At 61.1% G+C, this 17732-nt stretch carries 14 protein-coding genes; 9 read left to right on the forward strand and 5 right to left on the reverse strand.

All coding sequences use genetic code 11. The features are described 5' to 3' along the window. Positions 1 to 4 precede the first annotated feature (4 nt). Positions 5 to 388, forward strand: a complete 384-nt coding sequence (locus ARCT_RS0109385; protein WP_027239842.1) for a biopolymer transporter ExbD — start codon at positions 5 to 7, stop codon at positions 386 to 388. Continuing rightward, the gene (locus ARCT_RS27030; protein WP_051360638.1) at positions 385 to 1179 is read left to right on the forward strand and encodes a TonB family protein; all 795 of its coding nucleotides are present in this window, start codon (positions 385 to 387) and stop codon (positions 1177 to 1179) included. Before ARCT_RS0109385 ends, ARCT_RS27030 begins: the two co-directional genes overlap by 4 nt. A gap of 359 nt (positions 1180 to 1538) precedes the next feature. On the opposite strand, the gene ARCT_RS0109400 is transcribed toward ARCT_RS27030, so the two are convergent. The 3 genes from ARCT_RS0109400 to ARCT_RS0109410 form a co-directional block, all read right to left on the reverse strand. Beyond that, the gene (locus tag ARCT_RS0109400; RefSeq protein ID WP_027239843.1) at positions 1539 to 3593 is read right to left on the reverse strand and encodes a putative bifunctional diguanylate cyclase/phosphodiesterase; all 2055 of its coding nucleotides are present in this window, start codon (positions 3591 to 3593) and stop codon (positions 1539 to 1541) included. A 264-nt stretch (positions 3594 to 3857) separates the two neighbouring features. Next, on the reverse strand, positions 3858 to 4628 hold the full coding sequence (locus ARCT_RS0109405) for a CbiX/SirB N-terminal domain-containing protein (RefSeq protein WP_084300950.1): 771 nt from the start codon (positions 4626 to 4628) through the stop codon (positions 3858 to 3860). 239 nt (positions 4629 to 4867) lie between these two features. Continuing rightward, positions 4868 to 7141 (reverse strand): NADP-dependent malic enzyme, encoded by a 2274-nt coding sequence (locus ARCT_RS0109410; protein ID WP_027239845.1) that lies wholly within the window; start codon positions 7139 to 7141, stop codon positions 4868 to 4870. A 194-nt stretch (positions 7142 to 7335) separates the two neighbouring features. Between ARCT_RS0109410 and ARCT_RS0109415 the strand changes: the two genes are divergently transcribed. The 6 genes from ARCT_RS0109415 (at position 7336) to ARCT_RS0109440 (ending at position 13839) form a co-directional block, all read left to right on the forward strand. After that, positions 7336 to 8436 (forward strand): cupin domain-containing protein, encoded by a 1101-nt coding sequence (locus tag ARCT_RS0109415; RefSeq protein WP_027239846.1) that lies wholly within the window; start codon positions 7336 to 7338, stop codon positions 8434 to 8436. Between the two features lie 223 nt (positions 8437 to 8659). Next, complete coding sequence (locus tag ARCT_RS0109420) at positions 8660 to 9052, forward strand: cytidine deaminase (RefSeq protein ID WP_027239847.1); 393 nt, start codon at positions 8660 to 8662, stop codon at positions 9050 to 9052. A 4-nt stretch (positions 9053 to 9056) separates the two neighbouring features. Continuing rightward, the gene (locus ARCT_RS0109425; RefSeq protein WP_027239848.1) at positions 9057 to 10361 is read left to right on the forward strand and encodes a thymidine phosphorylase; all 1305 of its coding nucleotides are present in this window, start codon (positions 9057 to 9059) and stop codon (positions 10359 to 10361) included. Further along, positions 10361 to 11572, forward strand: coding sequence for a phosphopentomutase (locus ARCT_RS0109430; protein ID WP_027239849.1), 1212 nt, complete (start codon positions 10361 to 10363; stop codon positions 11570 to 11572). The genes ARCT_RS0109425 and ARCT_RS0109430 overlap by 1 nt, the downstream gene beginning before the upstream one ends. Positions 11573 to 11664: 92 nt before the next feature. Then, entirely contained in the window at positions 11665 to 12297 is a 633-nt protein-coding gene (upp, locus tag ARCT_RS0109435; protein WP_027239850.1) for a uracil phosphoribosyltransferase, read from the forward strand. A 138-nt stretch (positions 12298 to 12435) separates the two neighbouring features. Next, a complete protein-coding gene (locus tag ARCT_RS0109440; RefSeq protein WP_027239851.1) occupies positions 12436 to 13839 on the forward strand; it encodes an SPOR domain-containing protein in 1404 nt (467 codons plus the stop codon). Positions 13840 to 14169: 330 nt separating this feature from the next. On the opposite strand, the gene ARCT_RS0109445 is transcribed toward ARCT_RS0109440, so the two are convergent. Then, positions 14170 to 15180: a hypothetical protein gene (locus ARCT_RS0109445; protein WP_027239852.1), complete on the reverse strand. Its 1011-nt coding sequence runs from the start codon at positions 15178 to 15180 to the stop codon at positions 14170 to 14172. A 224-nt stretch (positions 15181 to 15404) separates the two neighbouring features. Here ARCT_RS0109445 and ARCT_RS0109450 point away from each other — a divergent pair, with 224 nt between their 5' ends. After that, positions 15405 to 15860: a GNAT family N-acetyltransferase gene (locus ARCT_RS0109450; protein WP_027239853.1), complete on the forward strand. Its 456-nt coding sequence runs from the start codon at positions 15405 to 15407 to the stop codon at positions 15858 to 15860. A 184-nt stretch (positions 15861 to 16044) separates the two neighbouring features. Here the strand turns inward: ARCT_RS0109450 and ARCT_RS0109455 are convergent, their stop codons facing one another. Beyond that, positions 16045 to 17673: an AMP-binding protein gene (locus ARCT_RS0109455; protein WP_027239854.1), complete on the reverse strand. Its 1629-nt coding sequence runs from the start codon at positions 17671 to 17673 to the stop codon at positions 16045 to 16047. Positions 17674 to 17732 lie beyond the last annotated feature (59 nt).

Genomic DNA, 17732 nt, shown 5'->3' on the forward strand with positions numbered 1-17732 from the left:
GGCGATGGATTTCTCGCCCGCCAAAAAACGCCAGACTGGCGAACCGATCCTGCCGATGATCAATGTGGTCTTTCTGCTGCTGATCTTTTTCCTGCTGTCGTCACAGATCGCACCGCGCGCGCCATTTGCGGTGACGCCACCGAGGCTGGAAACAGGTGAGCCCTCTGGTTCAGAGGCCTTGCTTTTTATGGCAGCGGATGGCCGCCTACATTTTTCCGGTGCGCAAACCCAAGACGCCATGGCCGCTGTTCTGGCGCAAGCATCGGAACTGGACAGCTTATCACTCCGCGCCGATGCCAATGTGCCGGCCAGAGAGGTTGCGGCGCTGATCACCCAGTTGCGCGATGGCGGCATTCGATCGGTTACTCTCAGAGGGACGCGCCCATGAGGCGATCGCCCCTGTTCCCCATCTGCCTTGGCCTGGCCTTGGCACTGCATATTTTGCCCTTTCTGGCGCTGAGTAGCGGCGGTTCAAGAGCGGCGGGTGCCGGCAGTGGCGGCCGTGGTCAGGTGACATTGGCTGCTGCCTCTCAGGAACTGGTGCAACTGGCCGCGCATTGGAAGCGCCCTCCAACAGTCCCTTCTGCCCACCCGGCAATTGCCGCTCCTGAGGTGCAAAGCCAACCCCAGCCTGCAGCTCTCCCGACGCGCCCTGAGGTGTCCTTTCCGGTATCGCATCTTGCGAACCATTCGCCCCAGCTTCAGGCTGCGCCCTTCGCAGATGCAAGCCCGGAGCTTGCGGTTTCACCCTCGCCGCCACCAAAGCCCGTTGCGCCGGAAAAACCTGCTGTCACCGCATCAGCCACCCGTCAGCAGGAGCAAGCCGCAGGCAAGCAGCAGCAACAGATCAGGGGAGATGCGGGAGCGGAGGCCACCACAACCGGTGACCCAAGCCGAGAGACCGCCAATCTGAAGAACCGCTGGGGGGCTGCCATCATTGCACGCATTCAGCGACAAAAACGCCTCCCGCGCGGGGGCGGGCAGGGCACAGTCCAATTGCACATCACGGTTTCAACCAAGGGACGTCTGATTGCGGTTGCCGTTGCCCACAGCTCGGGCCACGCAACACTAGACCAGGCCGCATTAGGGTCAGTTCGAAAAGCCCGCTTGCCGCGTGCTCCCAAGGCGATTCTTCCAGGAAATCACAGCTTCACGTTCCGCATGATATTCACCGATTGACTGCAACTGTGCCCGTCCTTCCCGATAGCCGATAGGCATATCGGAAGTCAGCTAGTCGGCTGTCTTCACAGAATTCCATTTCGTTTTCGGCAGAACATCGGGCAGGAAAATTACTTATAGTTGAAACCATTGGTGCGTTACCTGTGCGACGGCTCGTCTGAAAGAGCGCCCGCGCACCAAGTGAGGAACTGGGAAGCCATAGCAGGGTGCTGAGTGATGGCCCCTGAGGACATCGCTGGTTTTTACCTCGAAAACCTAATCGCAAAAAGCAGAGAATTCTCCAGCACGAACGATCTGGATTGGCATAAAATGAGACCGTTCTTGTATCAGAAATTCGAGAGGCACGCCCAGACCAAGGGTCATGCAGCGTTTTCATCCTCCTCCATCCGTTTGCAGGTTATCCGACGCATATCCTCTCGGGCCATGGGCTGACCGAAGTAGAAGCCCTGGCTTGAGGTGCAATTCTCCTCACGCAGGAATCTAAGCTCGTCTTCGCTCTCGACCCCTTCGGCGAGCACCGGAATGTCCAGTGCCGCGCCAAGCAGCAAAGTGGAGCGCACAATAGCGGCACGCTGTGAATTTTTATGCACGTCCCGAATAAAGCTGCGGTCAATCTTGATCTTGTCAAAGGGGAAGGTCTGCAACATCGACAGCGACGAATAGCCGGTGCCAAAATCATCCATGGCAATGCGAATACCCAGCGCCTTCAGCTTGTGCATCACCTTGAGCGTATGCGCCTGGTCGTGGATAATGCTGGCCTCGGTGATTTCCAGCTCCAGGCGCTGCGGCAGCAAGCCGGTTTCGAACAAGTTATCCATCACGTTTTCCAGAAACGAGGGCTGCACCAGCTGCTGCGGTGCCACATTGACGGCAACACTATAGGGATGATCCCATTGGGCGGCCTCGCGGCATGCCTCGCGTAGAACCCAGGCGCCGATGTCACGCACCAGGCCGGTTTCCTCGGCTATCGGGATGAACGCGTCCGGCGACACCCGTCCGCGGGTTGGGTGATTCCAGCGCAGCAGCACTTCGAACCCCTCCGGCGCCAGCGTATCCAGCGTGTTCTGGAGCTGATACACCAGTTCGAATTCGTCGTTTTCCAGCGCCCGGCGCAGGTCATGCACCAGTTGCGTTCTGTCCCGGTTGTGACGGCCCATTTCCTCGTCGAACAGGCAGATTGGCCGGTCTGTTTCTGACTTGGCACGATACATCGCCACATCCGATTTATGCAGCAACTGGTTTGCATCTCGGCCATCCTCCAGCGTCGTTGCAATCCCGATGGAGGCTCCAACACGCAGAGAGACTTCTTCTAGGTCGATCGGTTCCACAATGGCCGCATGCAACCTTTCAGCAAAGCTCAGCACCTCTTCGATGCACCGAAACCCCACTTTTATGGCAACAAATTCATCGCCGCCGGTTCGTGCAACATATTCGCCTTCGCCCAGTTGCATGCTTAACCGCCAGGCAACCCGGCGCAACACCGCATCCCCCATCGCGTGACCGTGCAGATCGTTCACCTCCTTAAAGAGATTGAGATCCATCGTCAGCACCGCCGCGCGCGCGGTTTTATCCTCGGCCAACTGCACTGCCATGGCATCCATTTTGCGGGCCAGCCACATGCGGTTGGGCATGCTGGTCAATGGATCATGCTGGGCCGCGTGTTCGAGTTGCGAGCGTGTTTCACCCTCCAGATTGACCTCGATACTGGCGGAGGCCATGGCAATCAGCAGGATGATCACGGTGACACCAAAAATAAGCATTGCCATGGCGGTGTCCGAAATCGCCATGGGGGGCACCATGACAGAAGAGTCGAGGCGAATCTCCACCGCGCTCATACCGGTGAAATGCATCAGACAGATTGCCATGACCATAGCGGTGGCTGGCCAGATCCGCCCAGCCCTCCCGTCAAGCTGTTTGGCAATCAACCCGTAGCTGGTAGCCCCAAAGCCCGCGCCAAAAAGGACAGATGCCACCAGTTGCGGTAGGCTCCAGACAATCGTCCCTGGCAGCAGATAGGCGCTCATGCCAGTGTAATGCATCGCAGCCACGCATAGGCCAAAAATTGCCCCGGCCATGTAGGCTGCATAGCGCCTGTTGCCATAGGCCAACCCGGCGTTGGCCGCAACCGAGCCCAAGACCCCCACCAAGAGCGACACACCGGTCATGACAGGTTCATACCCATGCGCATAACCTGGGTTATAGGCGAGCATCGCAATAAAATGGGTCGACCAGATTGTGGCTCCGGTAATCAAACCAGCCAGGGGCAGTTGCACGAGGCGGCGCTTGCCATTCCATTGGGTCAAGCGAGAGGACATATGTGTGGAGAGCACCGAGCCGATGACGCAAATAAAAGCTGCCACCGCCACCAGGCCATAAATATGATCCTGGGTGATGCAGTCCAATAGTCGATACATGAACCAAGTCCTCGGGTCGTAAAAAAGTCAGTCGATTGTCGCTTTGAAAGATTAACAAAAACGTCGAAAGTTATCCGGCACCAAGGCGTAATATGTAAATAATTCTAATGTTTTAATGGAACTCTCAGGCCAATCTGCTCTTGCCAACCGGCTCTGGCGTGATGCACCCGTTTTGCCGATCCCCGCCGATCTACCGCCAACCTTCTGTGCGCCCAGAAAAGCCACATGGATCCGTGCAAAATCATGGGGGGCAAAGCCCGGTGTTCAGGCGCGTAGAATGGCCTGGGCAATGAGGTGGGCAACCTCGGGAAACGTGCCGAGGGCTGGCAACACTGTGCCGTCGAATTTGGCGCTTTTGAGCGCGGCGGGAATGTCGTCTTTGACGTGGTCGCCGGACTGGGCAAAGAAGGGCAGGCAGAGGCCATGTTGGGGCAGTTTTGATGCCATATCAGCCAGGTAGGGCTCTTGTTCGATATAGCCGGTCATCACCTTCAGCTCTGGCAGAAGCGGGCGCAGTGCGCTGGCAAAACGCTCGGTGGCTGCGGCGGCCTTGGGGCCGCGGGCAGAGCCATGGGCGGCGAGCAGCAGGCAGTCTGGAGCGGCGGGGACAGAGGCAGGGACAGAGGCCGCGGGCTTGCTCTGCGCGGCACGGGCCTGCTGGACCAGAGTGGCCACCAGCTTGGGGAGGGTGGGGTCCTGACCAAAAGGCGGCAGTTGGCGGTGGTCAATAGCGCCGATCCGTTGCGGCAAGACCTGTGTGGTGAACCAGCCCTCAGCCATGAAGAAAGGATAGACCAAGGCCCCCGGTTGCATCACCTGTTCCAGCCGGTCTGGCTGCGCCAGGGTGGCCGAGCGCACCTGCCAATCCGGGAGAAAGCTGGCAACCCGTTCGGCCAGTTGCGCCAGGCTGCGTTCTGGCGGATTGGGGGCCGAGGGCTGGCCATGCGCCACCAGAACCACGGTTTTGCGGGTCGCACTGGCGCTCTGCGCATCAATCGGCCGGGAGGCTGGAGAGTCTGGGGGAGGTGAGGGCATCAGGGGATTCTGCATGGCTGGGGAGGGCTGGGGGGAGGCGGCGGCCAGGGGAGCAGCCGGGTGAGTGGTTTATATATGTGGTCCTGGATCCGGTGCCAGGGTGCGCGGGGCGCCTATTTTCCTATGGGGCTGGCCTTGATCGCAGCCTCTATCGGATCCTGTAGGGTTTTGACCAACCCGCGCCCTAAACGGCGCGCGGGGCAGGGGGAGGCAAACCGGCCTCCCCAGGGTCGAATGACCTAGCCATATTGCGCCACAGGGGTGCCGGCGATAGCGGCCATGTTCAACAGACCCCGCGCCGTGATCGCTGGGCTGACGATATGGGCGCGGTTGCCCATACCCATCAGGATTGGGCCAACCTCCAAACCATCGGAGCGCATTTTCAGAATGTTGCGCACCCCAGAGGCGGCGTCAGCATGGGCAAAGACCAGCACATTGGCGGCGCCCTGCAGGCGTGAATTGGGGAAGATGCGGTCGCGCAGTTCAGGGTCCAGCGCAGTGTCGATGTTCATCTCGCCTTCATAGGTGAAATCGCAGCGATTGGCATCGAGGATCGCGATGGCGGCGCGCAGCCGGCTGCCTGTATCACAGGCGATATTGCCAAACTGAGACTGCGAGCAGAGCGCGATTTGAGGCTCGATGCCAAAGCGGCGCACATGGCGGGCGGCGCCCATGACGGTCTGGGCAATCTGTTCCGGCGTTGGTTCGATTCTGACCTGAGTGTCAGCAATGAACAGCGGCCCATCTTCAAGGATCATCATCGACAGCGCGCCGTGTGGTTCAAAGCCATTGCCGCCAAGCACTTGATTCACATAGTTCAGATGCCAGCGATATTCGCCAAAGGTGCCGCAGATCAGGCTGTCGGCCTCATTGTGATGCACCATGATGGCGCCAATTGCCGTGGTATTGGTGCGCATGATCGCCTTGGCCAGATCGGGGGTGACCCCCTGGCGCTGCATCAGCTGATGGTAGCTGTTCCAATAGTCATAATAACGCGGATCATTTTCCGGGTTCACGATCTGAAAGTCGCTGCCGGGACGGATGCGCAGGCCCATCTTTTCACAGCGCGCCTCGATCACCTCGGGGCGGCCAATCAGGATCGGGGTTTCGGTGGTTTCCTCAAGAATCTCCTGTGCGGCGCGCAATACCCGTTCGTCTTCGCCCTCGGAAAAAACAATGCGGCGGGAGGCGGCGCGGGCGGCTTCAAACACCGGACGCATCAGCAGGGCTGATTTGAACACCGTTTGATTGAGTCGCTGCCTATAGGCCTCCAGGTCGTCGATCATGCGGGAGGCAACGCCGCTTTTCATCGCCGCCTCGGCCACAGCAGATGAGACCACGGCGACCAGACGCGGATCAAAGGGTTTTGGGATCAGATAATCGGCGCCAAAGGTCAGCTGCTCGCCCTTGTAGGCGGCTGCGGCCTCGGCGCTGGTGGTGGCGCGGGCCAGTTCGGCGATGCCCTCGACGCAGGCGATCTGCATCTCATCGTTGATCTCCGAAGCGCCCACATCCAGCGCCCCGCGAAAGATGAAGGGAAAACACAATACGTTGTTGACCTGATTAGGAAAATCGCTGCGCCCGGTGGCGATAATGGCATCGGGGGCCGCTTCGCGGGCCAGATCCGGCAGAATTTCAGGGTTGGGGTTGGCCAGGGCAAAAACAATCGGCTGGCTGGTCATCTTGGCGACCATTTCGGGCTTCAGCACATTGGGGCCTGACAGGCCGAGGAACATGTCAGCGCCCCCGATCACATCGTCCAGGGTGCGCAGATCGCTGTCCTGGGCAAAGGCGGCCTTTTCCGGGTTCATGTCTTCACTGCGGCCCTCATAGACCAGCCCGTGAATATCGCATAGCCAGATGTTCTGCCGCTTTACCCCCAGTTTCACCAACATATTCAGGCAGGCGATGCCGGCAGCCCCACCGCCGGTAGAGACGATCTTGATCTCTTCAAAGCTCTTGCCAGCGACATGCAGCGCATTCCGGGCGGCGGCCCCGACCACGATGGCGGTGCCGTGCTGATCATCGTGAAAGACCGGAATTCCCATGCGCTCGCGGCAGAGCTTTTCCACGATAAAACAATCCGGTGCCTTGATGTCTTCCAGATTGATGGCGCCAAAGCTGGGCTCCATGGCGCAGACGATATCGGCCAGTTTTTCCGGGTCACTCTCGTTCAGCTCGATGTCAAAGCAATCAATACCGGCAAAGTTTTTGAACAGTACCGCCTTGCCCTCCATCACCGGTTTGGAGGCCAGCGCGCCGATATTGCCCAGCCCCAAGACCGCAGTGCCATTGGTGACAACCGCCACCAGATTGCCGCGTGCGGTATAGCGCGCGGCGTTCTCGGCATTGGCTTTGATCTCCAGGCAGGCCTCTGCCACCCCGGGTGAATAGGCGCGTGCCAGATCGCGGCCATTGGCCATCGGCTTGGTGGCGCGGATCTCCAGTTTTCCTGGACGGGGGAATTCGTGATAGTGCAGCGCCGCGTCGCGCAGGGAAGGGGTGTCGGACATGAGGGGCTCCCAAAAAACGTATAGTTTAACATTAAACCAATTATGACGTCGGGTGAACAGGCTTTTCCTACCCTAACGTGATCTGCACTCTCTTGCGCAATGGAAAACTTCGCCTCACTGTAGTTGAAACTGTGCCAAATGTGGCCTGCGATGACACGCGCAGCAGCGGGCAGCAGGGGAAAAGGAAAAATGAGATGAGCGAGATTGCAGCAGAGATGCGCCTGCCAACGCAGGAGCTGCGTGAGGATATTCCGTTTTACACCAAAGTCTTGGGAATGAAGATGGATATGATTTACCCGGCGGATGACCCTTCGGTTGCGGTGTTTTCCGGCCATGGGCTGCGGCTGCGGATCGACAAGGACGCAACCGAGGCGCCGGGAACGCTGCGCATTTTATGTGACGATCCCGATGGTTTTGCCAATGGGCAGCGGCTGCTGACGGCGCCAAATGGTACGCGGGTCGAGATCGAAGAGCGCCACCCGCCGCTGGTGATGCCAAAGACAGTGCATAGTTTTGTAGTGCGCCGCCTCAAGGATCAGGCGCCCTGGATCATTGGCCGTGCCGGTATGCACTACCGGGATCTGGTGCCGGATCGGCTGGGCGGGTCGATCATCGCCAGCCATATCCGCATCCCTGACGGCGGGCCGGTGCCGGATATGGTGCATTTCCACCGGGTTGGCTTTCAGCTGATCTTTTGCATCCATGGCTGGGTTGACGTGGTCTACGAGGATCAGGGCGAAAAAATGCGCCTGACGGCGGGGGATTGCTTTATTCAGCCGCCCGAGATCCGCCACCGGGTGCTGGAGGCCAGCGACAACGTTCAGGTGATCGAAATTGGCGTGCCGGCCGAACATGTGACCGAGATCGACCACGAGATGACCCTGCCCACGCCGCATCTGCGCCCCGAGCGCGAATGGCAGGGCCAGCGGTTTGTCTACAACCAGGCCGAGGGGGCCGCTTGGCAGCCGTTTCGCCTGCCGGGATTTGAGGCCCGCGACACCACCATTGCGACAAATACCAAAGGTGTTGCCGGGGTTCAGGTGGTGCGTCCGGGTACTGCCGGGGCGGATCCGGTCTGGGCCAGCCACGACAGCGATATCCACTTTACCTTTGTGATGAATGGCGCCGTGACGCTGGAGGGCGAGGGGCGCGATCCCTATCCGCTGGAAGAGGGCGACGCCTTTGTCATCCCGCCGGGGATGAAGACGCGGCTCAGCGGCGCTTCTGCCGATCTGGAGCTGTTGGAGGTCAGCCTGCCGGGGGTGTTCAACACCACGGTTTTGCAGGGCGAATAGCCGCCGGGCCGGGGACAGGGCAGGAGGCAGGGCAGGGCCTAGAACTGGGCAGAGGACTGCGCGTAGGGCCGAACAAAAACTGGGCGTAGGGCCGAGCATAAGACTGCGCGTCGGCCTGCGCGCGGCGATAGGGGCTTTCCCTTTGCCGCTGCTTTCTCCTATCCTGCTACCTTTCGATCCAACCACGCAGCCTGCTGTTGCCCCAATCTAGCGAGATCCATTTATGACCCTGAAAGAAGCAGCCCTCGCCGTGCGTAAGAATGCCCACGCGCCTTATTCCAATTTTCTGGTCGGGGCGGCTCTGCGCACCGCTGCGGGCAATACCTATGTGGGCTGTAATGTTGAAAACGTCGCCTATCCCGAAGGCACCTGCGCCGAGGCCGGTGCCATTGCCGCCATGGTGGCCGCGGGTGAGCGCGAGCTGGCAGAGGTCTATGTGGTGGCCGACAGCCCGGCGCCGGTGCCCCCCTGTGGCGGCTGCCGTCAAAAGCTCAAGGAATTTGGCGCAGGCGCGGTGAAGGTGACCCTGGGCACGCTCGACGGGGTGGAACATGAGACCACAATCGCAGATCTGCTGCCCGGTGCCTTTGATGCCGCCCATATGACGCGGAGCTAACCCCATGGATGCGCGTGCGATCATTGCCACTCTGCGCCGGGGCGGGCAGCCCAGCGAGACAGAGCTGAGCTGGTTTGCCCAGGGGCTTGCCAGCGGCGAGGTCAGCGATGCACAGGCGGGGGCCTTTGCCATGGCGGTCTGCCTGCAGGGGCTGGACCAGTCCGGGCGGCGCGCCCTGACCCTGGCGATGCGCGACAGCGGCGATGTGCTGCAGTGGGACCTGCCCGGACCGGTGATGGACAAGCACTCCACCGGCGGCGTCGGCGATTGTGTGTCGCTGCTGCTGGCGCCGGCGCTGGCGGAATGTGGTGTCTATGTGCCGATGATTTCAGGGCGGGGGCTGGGTCATACCGGCGGCACTCTGGACAAGATGGAGGCCATCCCCGGCGTTGTCACCCAAATCTCGCAACAGCGGCTGCACAGGATTACCGCAGAGGTGGGCTGCGCCATCGTTGGCGCCACCGGGCGGATCGCGCCGGCGGATAAGCGGCTTTATGCCATTCGCGATGTCACCGCGACGGTCGAAAGCCTTGATCTGATCACCGCTTCGATCCTGTCGAAAAAGCTCGCCGCCAGCCCCGAGGCTTTGGTGCTGGATGTGAAAATCGGCTCTGGCGCCTTTATGAAAACCATTGAAGAGGCGCGCGCCCTGGCGCGCTCCTTGGTTGATACCGCCAATGCGGCGGGCTGCCAGACCACGGCGCTGATCACCGATATGAACCAGCCCATCGCCCGCGCCCTGGGCAATGGGCTGGAGGTGGCCGAGGTGATGCTGGCGCTGACCGCGGGCAAGCCCTGCCCGCTGATCGAAATCACCGCGGCCCTGTCTGGTATCTTGCTGGCCCATGCCGGTCTGGCCGGGGATGAGGCCGAAGGGGCGCAGCTGATCACCGAGGCATTGCTGAGCGGGCGGGTGGCGAACCGCTTTGGCCGCATGGTTGCGGCCCAGGGTGGGCCCGATGATTTTGCCAGCCATTGGCACCGCTACTTGCCGGTGGCCCCGGTCATCCGCGAGGTGACAGCGCAGCGTTCGGGCTATATCGCTGCGATGGATGGTGAGGCACTGGGGCTGGCTGTGGTCCACTTGGGCGGCGGGCGTTTGGTCGAAGGCGATCAGGTGGACCCGGCTGTGGGCCTGTCGGATCTGGTGCGTCTGGGCCAATGGGTCGAGGCGGGGGACTGCCTGGCGCGCATCCATGCGGCCCGCGAAAGCGCGGCGCAGGAGGCCGAGGCAAGCCTGCGGAGCGCCCTGACGCTTTCAGCGCAGGCCCCGGTGGTGCCTGACCTGATACAGGAAAGGATCGGCTGATGGCACGTGCCTTTTTGGTGGTGATGGATTCCCTTGGTATTGGCGGCGCGCCGGATGCCAGTGATTTTTACAATGGCGATCTGCCGGATCTTGGCGCCAATACCCTGGCGCATATCGCCCAGGCCTGCGCTGCGGGCCGGGCCGAGCAGGGGCGCTCAGGCCCTTTGCATTTGCCCACTCTCGAAGCATTGGGGCTGGGGGCGGCCCTGCGGCTGGCGTCCAATGTGCCGCTGCCGGGGTTCGAGGCGGCACCAACCGGGCTTTGGGGCTGCGCCGCTGAGGTGAGCCAGGGTAAAGACACCCCTTCGGGCCATTGGGAGCTGGCGGGGCTGCCGGTGCCCTGGCAGTGGTGTTACTTTCCTGACACCAACCCGGCCTTCCCGCCAGAGCTGACAGATTTTGTCGCCGAGGCAGCGGGCGCTACAGGTATCCTGGGTAATTGTCATGCCTCGGGCACCGATATCATCGCCCGCCATGGCGCTGCCCATATGCAGAGCGGCCAGCCGATCTGCTATACCTCTGCCGACAGCGTGTTTCAGATCGCCGCCCATGAAGACAGCTTTGGGCTGGAGCGCCTGTTGGATCTGTGCCGCAAAGTGGCGCCACGGCTGCATGCGATGAAGGTCGGGCGGGTGATCGCGCGGCCCTTTGTCGGCACGCCTGAACAGGGGTTTACCCGCACCGCCAACCGCCGTGACTTTGCCATTGCGCTGCCCGCTCCGGTATTGACCAATTGGGTGCAAGAGGCGGGGCAAAGGGTGCATGCCATTGGCAAGATTGGTGATATTTTCACCATGTCCGGCATTGATAGCCTTAAAAAGGGCCGCGATGTCCAGCTGTTTCAACATCTGACCGCGGCGATTGATCAGGCGGAAGAGGGCAGTCTGACCTTTGCCAATTTTGTCGAATTTGACAGTCTTTATGGCCATCGCCGCGATATTGCGGGCTATGCCCGGGCGCTGGAATGGTTTGATGCAGAACTGGGCAAGCTGCTGCCGCGCCTGCATCCCGGTGACATGCTGCTGTTGACGGCGGATCATGGCAATGACCCCAGCTGGCCCGGCACCGACCACACCCGCGAACAGGTGCCTGTTCTGATGGCGGGGCGGGGCACAGGCTGCATTGGTCAGCGGGCTTTTGTGGATGTTGCCGCCTCGGTTGCGGCGCATCTGAATGTTCCGGCCCAGGGGCCGGGGCGCAGCTTTCTTTGACCACCAGATCAAAAAGCTGCTTGCCCTGACAGGGCGCGCGCGCATAAACCCGCGCTGAAAGATCATGGAATTCATTGTAGGAGAGAGCCCAAATGAGCGAACATCTGACCGTTGTTGATCACCCACTGGTGCAGCACAAGCTCACGCTGATGCGCGACAAGGGCACTTCGACCTCTGAATTCCGTCGCCTGCTGCATGAGATCACCCAGCTGTTGGCCTATGAGATCACCCGCGAGCTGCCGGTGACCCATAAGACCATCGAAACCCCGATGGAAACCATGGACTCGCCCATTCTGGCCGGTAAAAAGCTGGCGCTGGTGTCGATCCTGCGCGCTGGCAACGGTATGCTCGACGGGGTTCTGGAGCTGGTGCCCTCGGCCCGTGTTGGCTTTGTTGGACTGTACCGCGACGAAGAAACCCTGCAGCCAGTGCAATATTATTTCAAAGCCCCCAAGGAGCTGGGCGACCGGATGGTCATTGCGGTGGATCCGATGCTGGCCACGGGCAATTCCTCGGCTGCGGCGATTGATCTGCTGAAAGAGGCGGGCGCCACCAATATCCGGTTCCTCTGCCTGCTGGCGGCGCCAGAAGGTGTGGCACGGATGAAAGAAGCCCATCCGGATGTGCCGATTGTGACCGCCTCCCTGGATCGTGAGCTGAACGACAAGGGCTATATCATGCCGGGTCTTGGCGATGCCGGTGACCGGATGTTCGGCACCAAATAGATCCGTCTTTTTGGCAAGTTACCCTATGGCGGTAATCGGGCAACTATTTGTCTGATTGCCGCCATATTGTTGCCACAGGCGGCTTTACTCATTCGACAAATTGAGGCATCCTGACCCCATATATTGTGGGGCCCAGGTATGAAAATAACTAGAATTGTCGCGCTTGTCATCATTGCGACCTCCGCTGCAGTTACAGCTCAAACCTCGGTGCTGCAGGCGCAGACCCTGCGATCAGTCAGCCCCCCCGCCGAGTTTCCCCCGGCCTCCTTCAAAGGCAAACAGTTCGTCGACAGCCGTGGCTGCGTCTATATCCGGGCCGGTATTGATGGCAATGTAAACTGGGTGCCACGGGTGGCGCGCAATCGCAAACAGCTGTGTGGCTATCAGCCGACCGCTATTGCCGGGGCCACCGCCCGGCCCACACAAAGCGCCGCGCCTGAACAGATCACGCTGAATGGCGGTGCCGCCTCCACTGCTGCTGCATCCACTGCCCGTCCTGCTCTGGCCCGCCCGGCCGCCAGCACGCCCCGCAGAGCCGCCGCAACCGCCCCGGCGCCCACTGTGGTGACCACGACGCGGGTACGGCGTACGCCGCAAACCACCACGGCGCGGGTTGCGCCTGCGCCCAAGACCCCTCGCACCACAGCTGCGGCTCCGGTCAGAATTCAGGCGGTACCTGCAGCCCCGGTAGCCACACCCCGTGCGACGGCCTCCAACCAGCCAACTGGCTCTTCTCAGGGCGGCTGTGCCGGGGCTTCGGCGATCAGTCAGCAGTACAGCAACCAAAGCGGCGTGCGCTGCGGCCCGCAGAAACAATCACCTGTCAGCTATGGTTCAGGCAGCGGCATTGGCCCGCAGTCCTCGCTGCAGTTGACGCCCAATACGCGGGTGCTGCCGGTGCATGTCTATCAGCAGCAGCGCCATAGTCAGGGATTGACCACGCCAGCCGGGTACAAGCCAGCCTGGAAGGATGACCGTCTGAACCTGCGCCGCGCCGAGCGTGATCTGCGCCCGGCCATCCTGACCAGCCAGACAGAGGTGCCTGCGGGCTATGTGCTGGTTGCCCGTGGCGATGACCGGATGAACCCAATGCGGGGCGTCCGCACGGCCCAGGGCGATGCACAGATGGCGGGTATCTGGGATAATGGATCCCCACGTCGGCTTCGGTCACTGCCGTTGGACCGCCAGGTTGTGACCGCCCGGAACACGCGTCAGGACCAATTTGAGGGCGGGGCCCCAAGCCGCGGGCTGGCGCTGCGCCTGTCGAGCCGCTCGGCACCCGGGGCAACCCTGGAGGACCGTCCTGCGGCCTCCCCGTCGCGCTATATTCGCGCCGCGACCTTCGCTGATCCGGCTGAGGCGCAGCAGGCGGCGCGCTCCTTGGCTGCAACCGGTGTACCGGTGCGTCTTGGCTCTGTTTCGCGCAAAGGTGTGCCCCATAAGGTGGTTTTGGCCGGACCTTTTGGCACTTTGGATGCAGCTGAACAGGCGCTCAACAAGGTTCGGGCCGCTGGCTATCGTGGCGCCCGGATCAGTCACTAAGCGGCCACTCATCCTGGTGTTTGGTCCCGTAGCTTGGTCCCGGTGCTTGGTAGTGTTTGGGGCAAGTTCTTTGCGCCTTCGCGACAGGTTTCTTGCGCGCGCCTGATTTGCGCATGCCTGATTTGCTTATGCCCGACTTGCTTATCACTGGGGGCTGGAATGTCGGGCGAGGCCGCAGGTGGGCTTGAATCGCAGGCTGTCGAGTTCTGTATTAAACGACCCACCTACCTAGCCGTATGGCAGAGCCCTCCGGTGGGGCACACTGGGGCGCGGGGTACACTGGCAGAACTCTCTGGCAGAACCCTCCGCCAGAGCCCTCCGGCGGGCTCACTAGCCGCAGATGTTTTGCAGCTGCACCCAGTCGCGATCATTCAGCACCGGCTCCAGCACCCGACCGGCCATCGGATCGGCTTCGATCAGGCCAAGCGTGGTTTCTCCGGTCACATCCAGCGCATAGGCATAGGGGGTCGAGGGGATGGCGGCGCGGGCAAACTCGGCCAGCAACAGATCATCCGGCAAGTCCGGGCGCGGCGCGGCCAGCACGGTCTCGGAATATAGATCCAGGGTTTCGCGGGTCAGCTCTCCGGTGGTGAGCAGCCGGAACGAGGCAAGAACGCCCCCGGCCTCCAGCAGCTCTGCCAGGGGATCGCGCAGATGGGCGCGGGCGCGTTCGGCCAGGATCGCGCCTGCAGCAACTGCCGGATCCTCAAAATCCTCCACCAGGCTGCGGTTCAGCAGGACAATGCCGCCGGGCAGATGCAGGCTGCTGGCGACGCCAGAGCGCATGATCACCAGTTGCCGCACGTCGGTGCGCCCTGCCAGTTTGGCCAGGATCGGGTTGGCCTCGGTGGTGGTGCAGGCCTGCCCAGAGACCCGTTCAATGCGGCCAAGCAAGGCCTGTCCGATCGCCTTGGTCTTGATCTCTGGCACCACTTTGACTGCGTGGTTTTGCATCAATCCTGGCAGCCCGAAGACCACCAACAGTGCCACCAGCGCCAGGCTGCCAAAGATGCTCACCACCCGCAATCGGCCAGGATGGGGGCGGGCGCGCTCAATCGCGGTGCGGACCTTTTCGATGGCCTCCAGCATTGTCGTTTCATCCTGGGGGATTTCAAGCTGTTCACCGGGGTCACCATCCGGGTGAAACAGGGCCGGAAATACACCGGGGTTGGCCCGTTCCACCGCCGCCAGAGACCAATGCGCCAGCACCCGGTCCTGCATATCGGTGATGGTGAGCGTCGCATCGCCAACCGAAATGATCACGTCACGACGCTGCGCGTCTGGGCTCGCTCGCCAAAGGCCCGCAGCCTCAAGTCGTTCGAATTCCCTCAGAACGGTCATTCATCCTGCCTGTGTTGCCTGTTTTCGTTGCCAAAAGCCTAGCATGGCTCTGCCGCAGGCGGCAAATGGCTTTGCATAGCAAAGGCCTTGAATAGCGCGATTTTCCCAGGGTCGCGCGTCGGATCGGCAATGGCAGGCGCGGGGCGGGTGTAGATCACTGTGTATTTTTGATCAAATTACTGTAACGTGAGGGGTGTTGTTGTGATGTGAGAGAAAGCGGAGAGATGACAGGGATTTTTGTACGGGCGGCGCGGGTTGAAGATGCCGCGATCGTTGCTGATTTTGTACATGCGCTGATTGATGAGCTTTCGGGTGGGAAAGCGCCTGCAAAACAGGGGGTTTTTGACATTGCTCAGGCGTTGCTTGCGGGGGCGGATGTGAGTGCAGCCATAGCATATGCCGGGGGCGCGCCAGTTGGTGTCATCACGCTGAACCAATGTGCCGCAATCTATGCTGGTGGCACATTTGGCGAGATATCAGAGCTTTACGTGCGCCCTGACATGAGGTCTCAAGGGGTTGCGCAGTTGCTTTTAGATCATGCGCAGCAGCAAGCGCAGGCGCGGGGATGGACGCGTCTTGAGGTTGGTGCGCCAAAGCAGCCTGATTGGCATCGCACATTGCACTTCTACTTGCGCAATGGGTTTGATGAGGTCGGCCCGCGGCTGCGGCGTTTGGCCTGAAACCGCGCCACTCTCTGTGCACATTGCCAGCTTTGCGGCATAGCGCAGCAAGGAGCGTTTTCCGCCTGACCGACCCTTTGGGCAATGTCGTGACGGAAAACACCAAGTCATGGGATAGGGGGAAACGGTGGCACCAGGCCCACTCGCAACAGCAAAGGGGGCCTGGTTTAAAACGAGGGCTTGGCTACAGGGATTTTGCGATCTCGCGCAGCTCAAACTTCTGGATTTTCCCGGTAGAGGTCTTGGGAAGCTCCTGAAAAATTACCCGCTTTGGCGCTTTGAAGCCGGCAAGGGTCTCGCGGGAAAAGGCGATCAAAGCGGCCTCGTCGACCTCTGCGCCCTCTTTGAGCTCGACAAAGGCGCAAGGCACCTCGCCCCATTTGTCGTCGGGTTTGGCCACCACCGCAGCCAGGTTCACCGCCTCATGGCCCATCAGCACGCCTTCGACCTCGACAGAGGAGATATTCTCGCCGCCTGAGATGATGATATCCTTGGCCCGGTCGGCGATCTGGATATAGCCATCGGGGTGCTGCACAGCGATATCGCCGGAGTGGAAATAGCCGCCCTCAAAGGCCTCGGCGGTGGCGTCGGGGTTTTTCAGATAGCCCTTCATCACCGAGTTGCCCCGCATGACGATCTCGCCCTGATCGGTGCCGTTCTTGGCGATCTGTTTCATATCGTCATCCAGCACAGTGATGTGGTCCATCATCGGGAAGGCAACCCCCTGTCGGGCCTTGATGGTGGCGCGGCCCTGATGGTCCAGCCCATCCCATTTGTCACCTTTCCACAGGCATTCGGTGACATGGCCGTAGGTTTCGGTCAGGCCATAGACCTGGGTGATATGAAAGCCGAGGGTTTCGATCTTTTGCAGGGTGGCAGGCGCGGGCGGGGCGCCGGCGGTAAAGACCTCGACCGTGTGGTCAAAGGCGCGGCGCTCTTCTTCCTTGGCGTTGACCAGCAGGTTGAGCACGATGGGGGCGCCGCCAAAATGGGTGACGCCATGGTCGCCGATGGCATTGTAGATCGCCCCGGGGGTGATGTTGCGGCAGCAGACCAGGGTGCCGCCCAGAACCGGCATCATCCAGGTGTGGTTCCAGCCATTGCAGTGAAACAGCGGCACAATCGCCAGATAGACCGGGTTCAGCACCATGCGCCAGGAGATCACCGTGCCCATGGTCATCAGGTAGGCGCCACGGTGGTGATACACCACGCCTTTGGGGCGGCCAGTGGTGCCCGAGGTATAGTTCAGCGCCAGGCTTTCCCATTCGTCCGTAGGCATGATCCATTCAAAATCATGCTCGGCGGTGTCCAGCACATCCTCGTATGCGGGGTGACGGCCGGTGGCCTGGAACCCGGCCTGCGGGTCGGGGACTTCGATCAACAGCGGAGGCTCGCCCTCCATCCGCGCCACGGCTGCCTCGGCCAGGGGCAGAAATTCGGTATCCACCAGAACCACCTTGGCGCCGCCGTGATCAAAGATATAGGCCACCGTGTCGGTATCCAGCCGGGTGTTGATGGTATTGAGCACGGCGCCACAGGCGGGCACGCCAAAATGCGCCTCGGCCTGGGCGGGCAGGTTGGGAATGAGCGTCGCCACCACATCGCCGGGCTTGACCCCCATACCCGCCAGCGCCGAGGCCAGCCGGGTGCAGCGATCATAATAGGCGGCATAGGTCTTGCGGTGAGTGCCATAGACCACCGCCGGAATCTCGCCAAAAACATGGGCCGCCCGGCGCAGATGCGACAGCGGTGTCAGTGGTGCATAGTTTGCGGCGGTTTTCTCCAGCCCCGTTTCATCAGCCATCCAACCCATCAGCTATCCTCCCGTGATTCTTTTGGTATGTCGGTTTGGGAACAGATAATGGACAAAGT

This window comes from Pseudophaeobacter arcticus DSM 23566, assembly GCF_000473205.1.
GTDB classification, from domain to species: Bacteria; Pseudomonadota; Alphaproteobacteria; order Rhodobacterales; family Rhodobacteraceae; genus Pseudophaeobacter; species Pseudophaeobacter arcticus.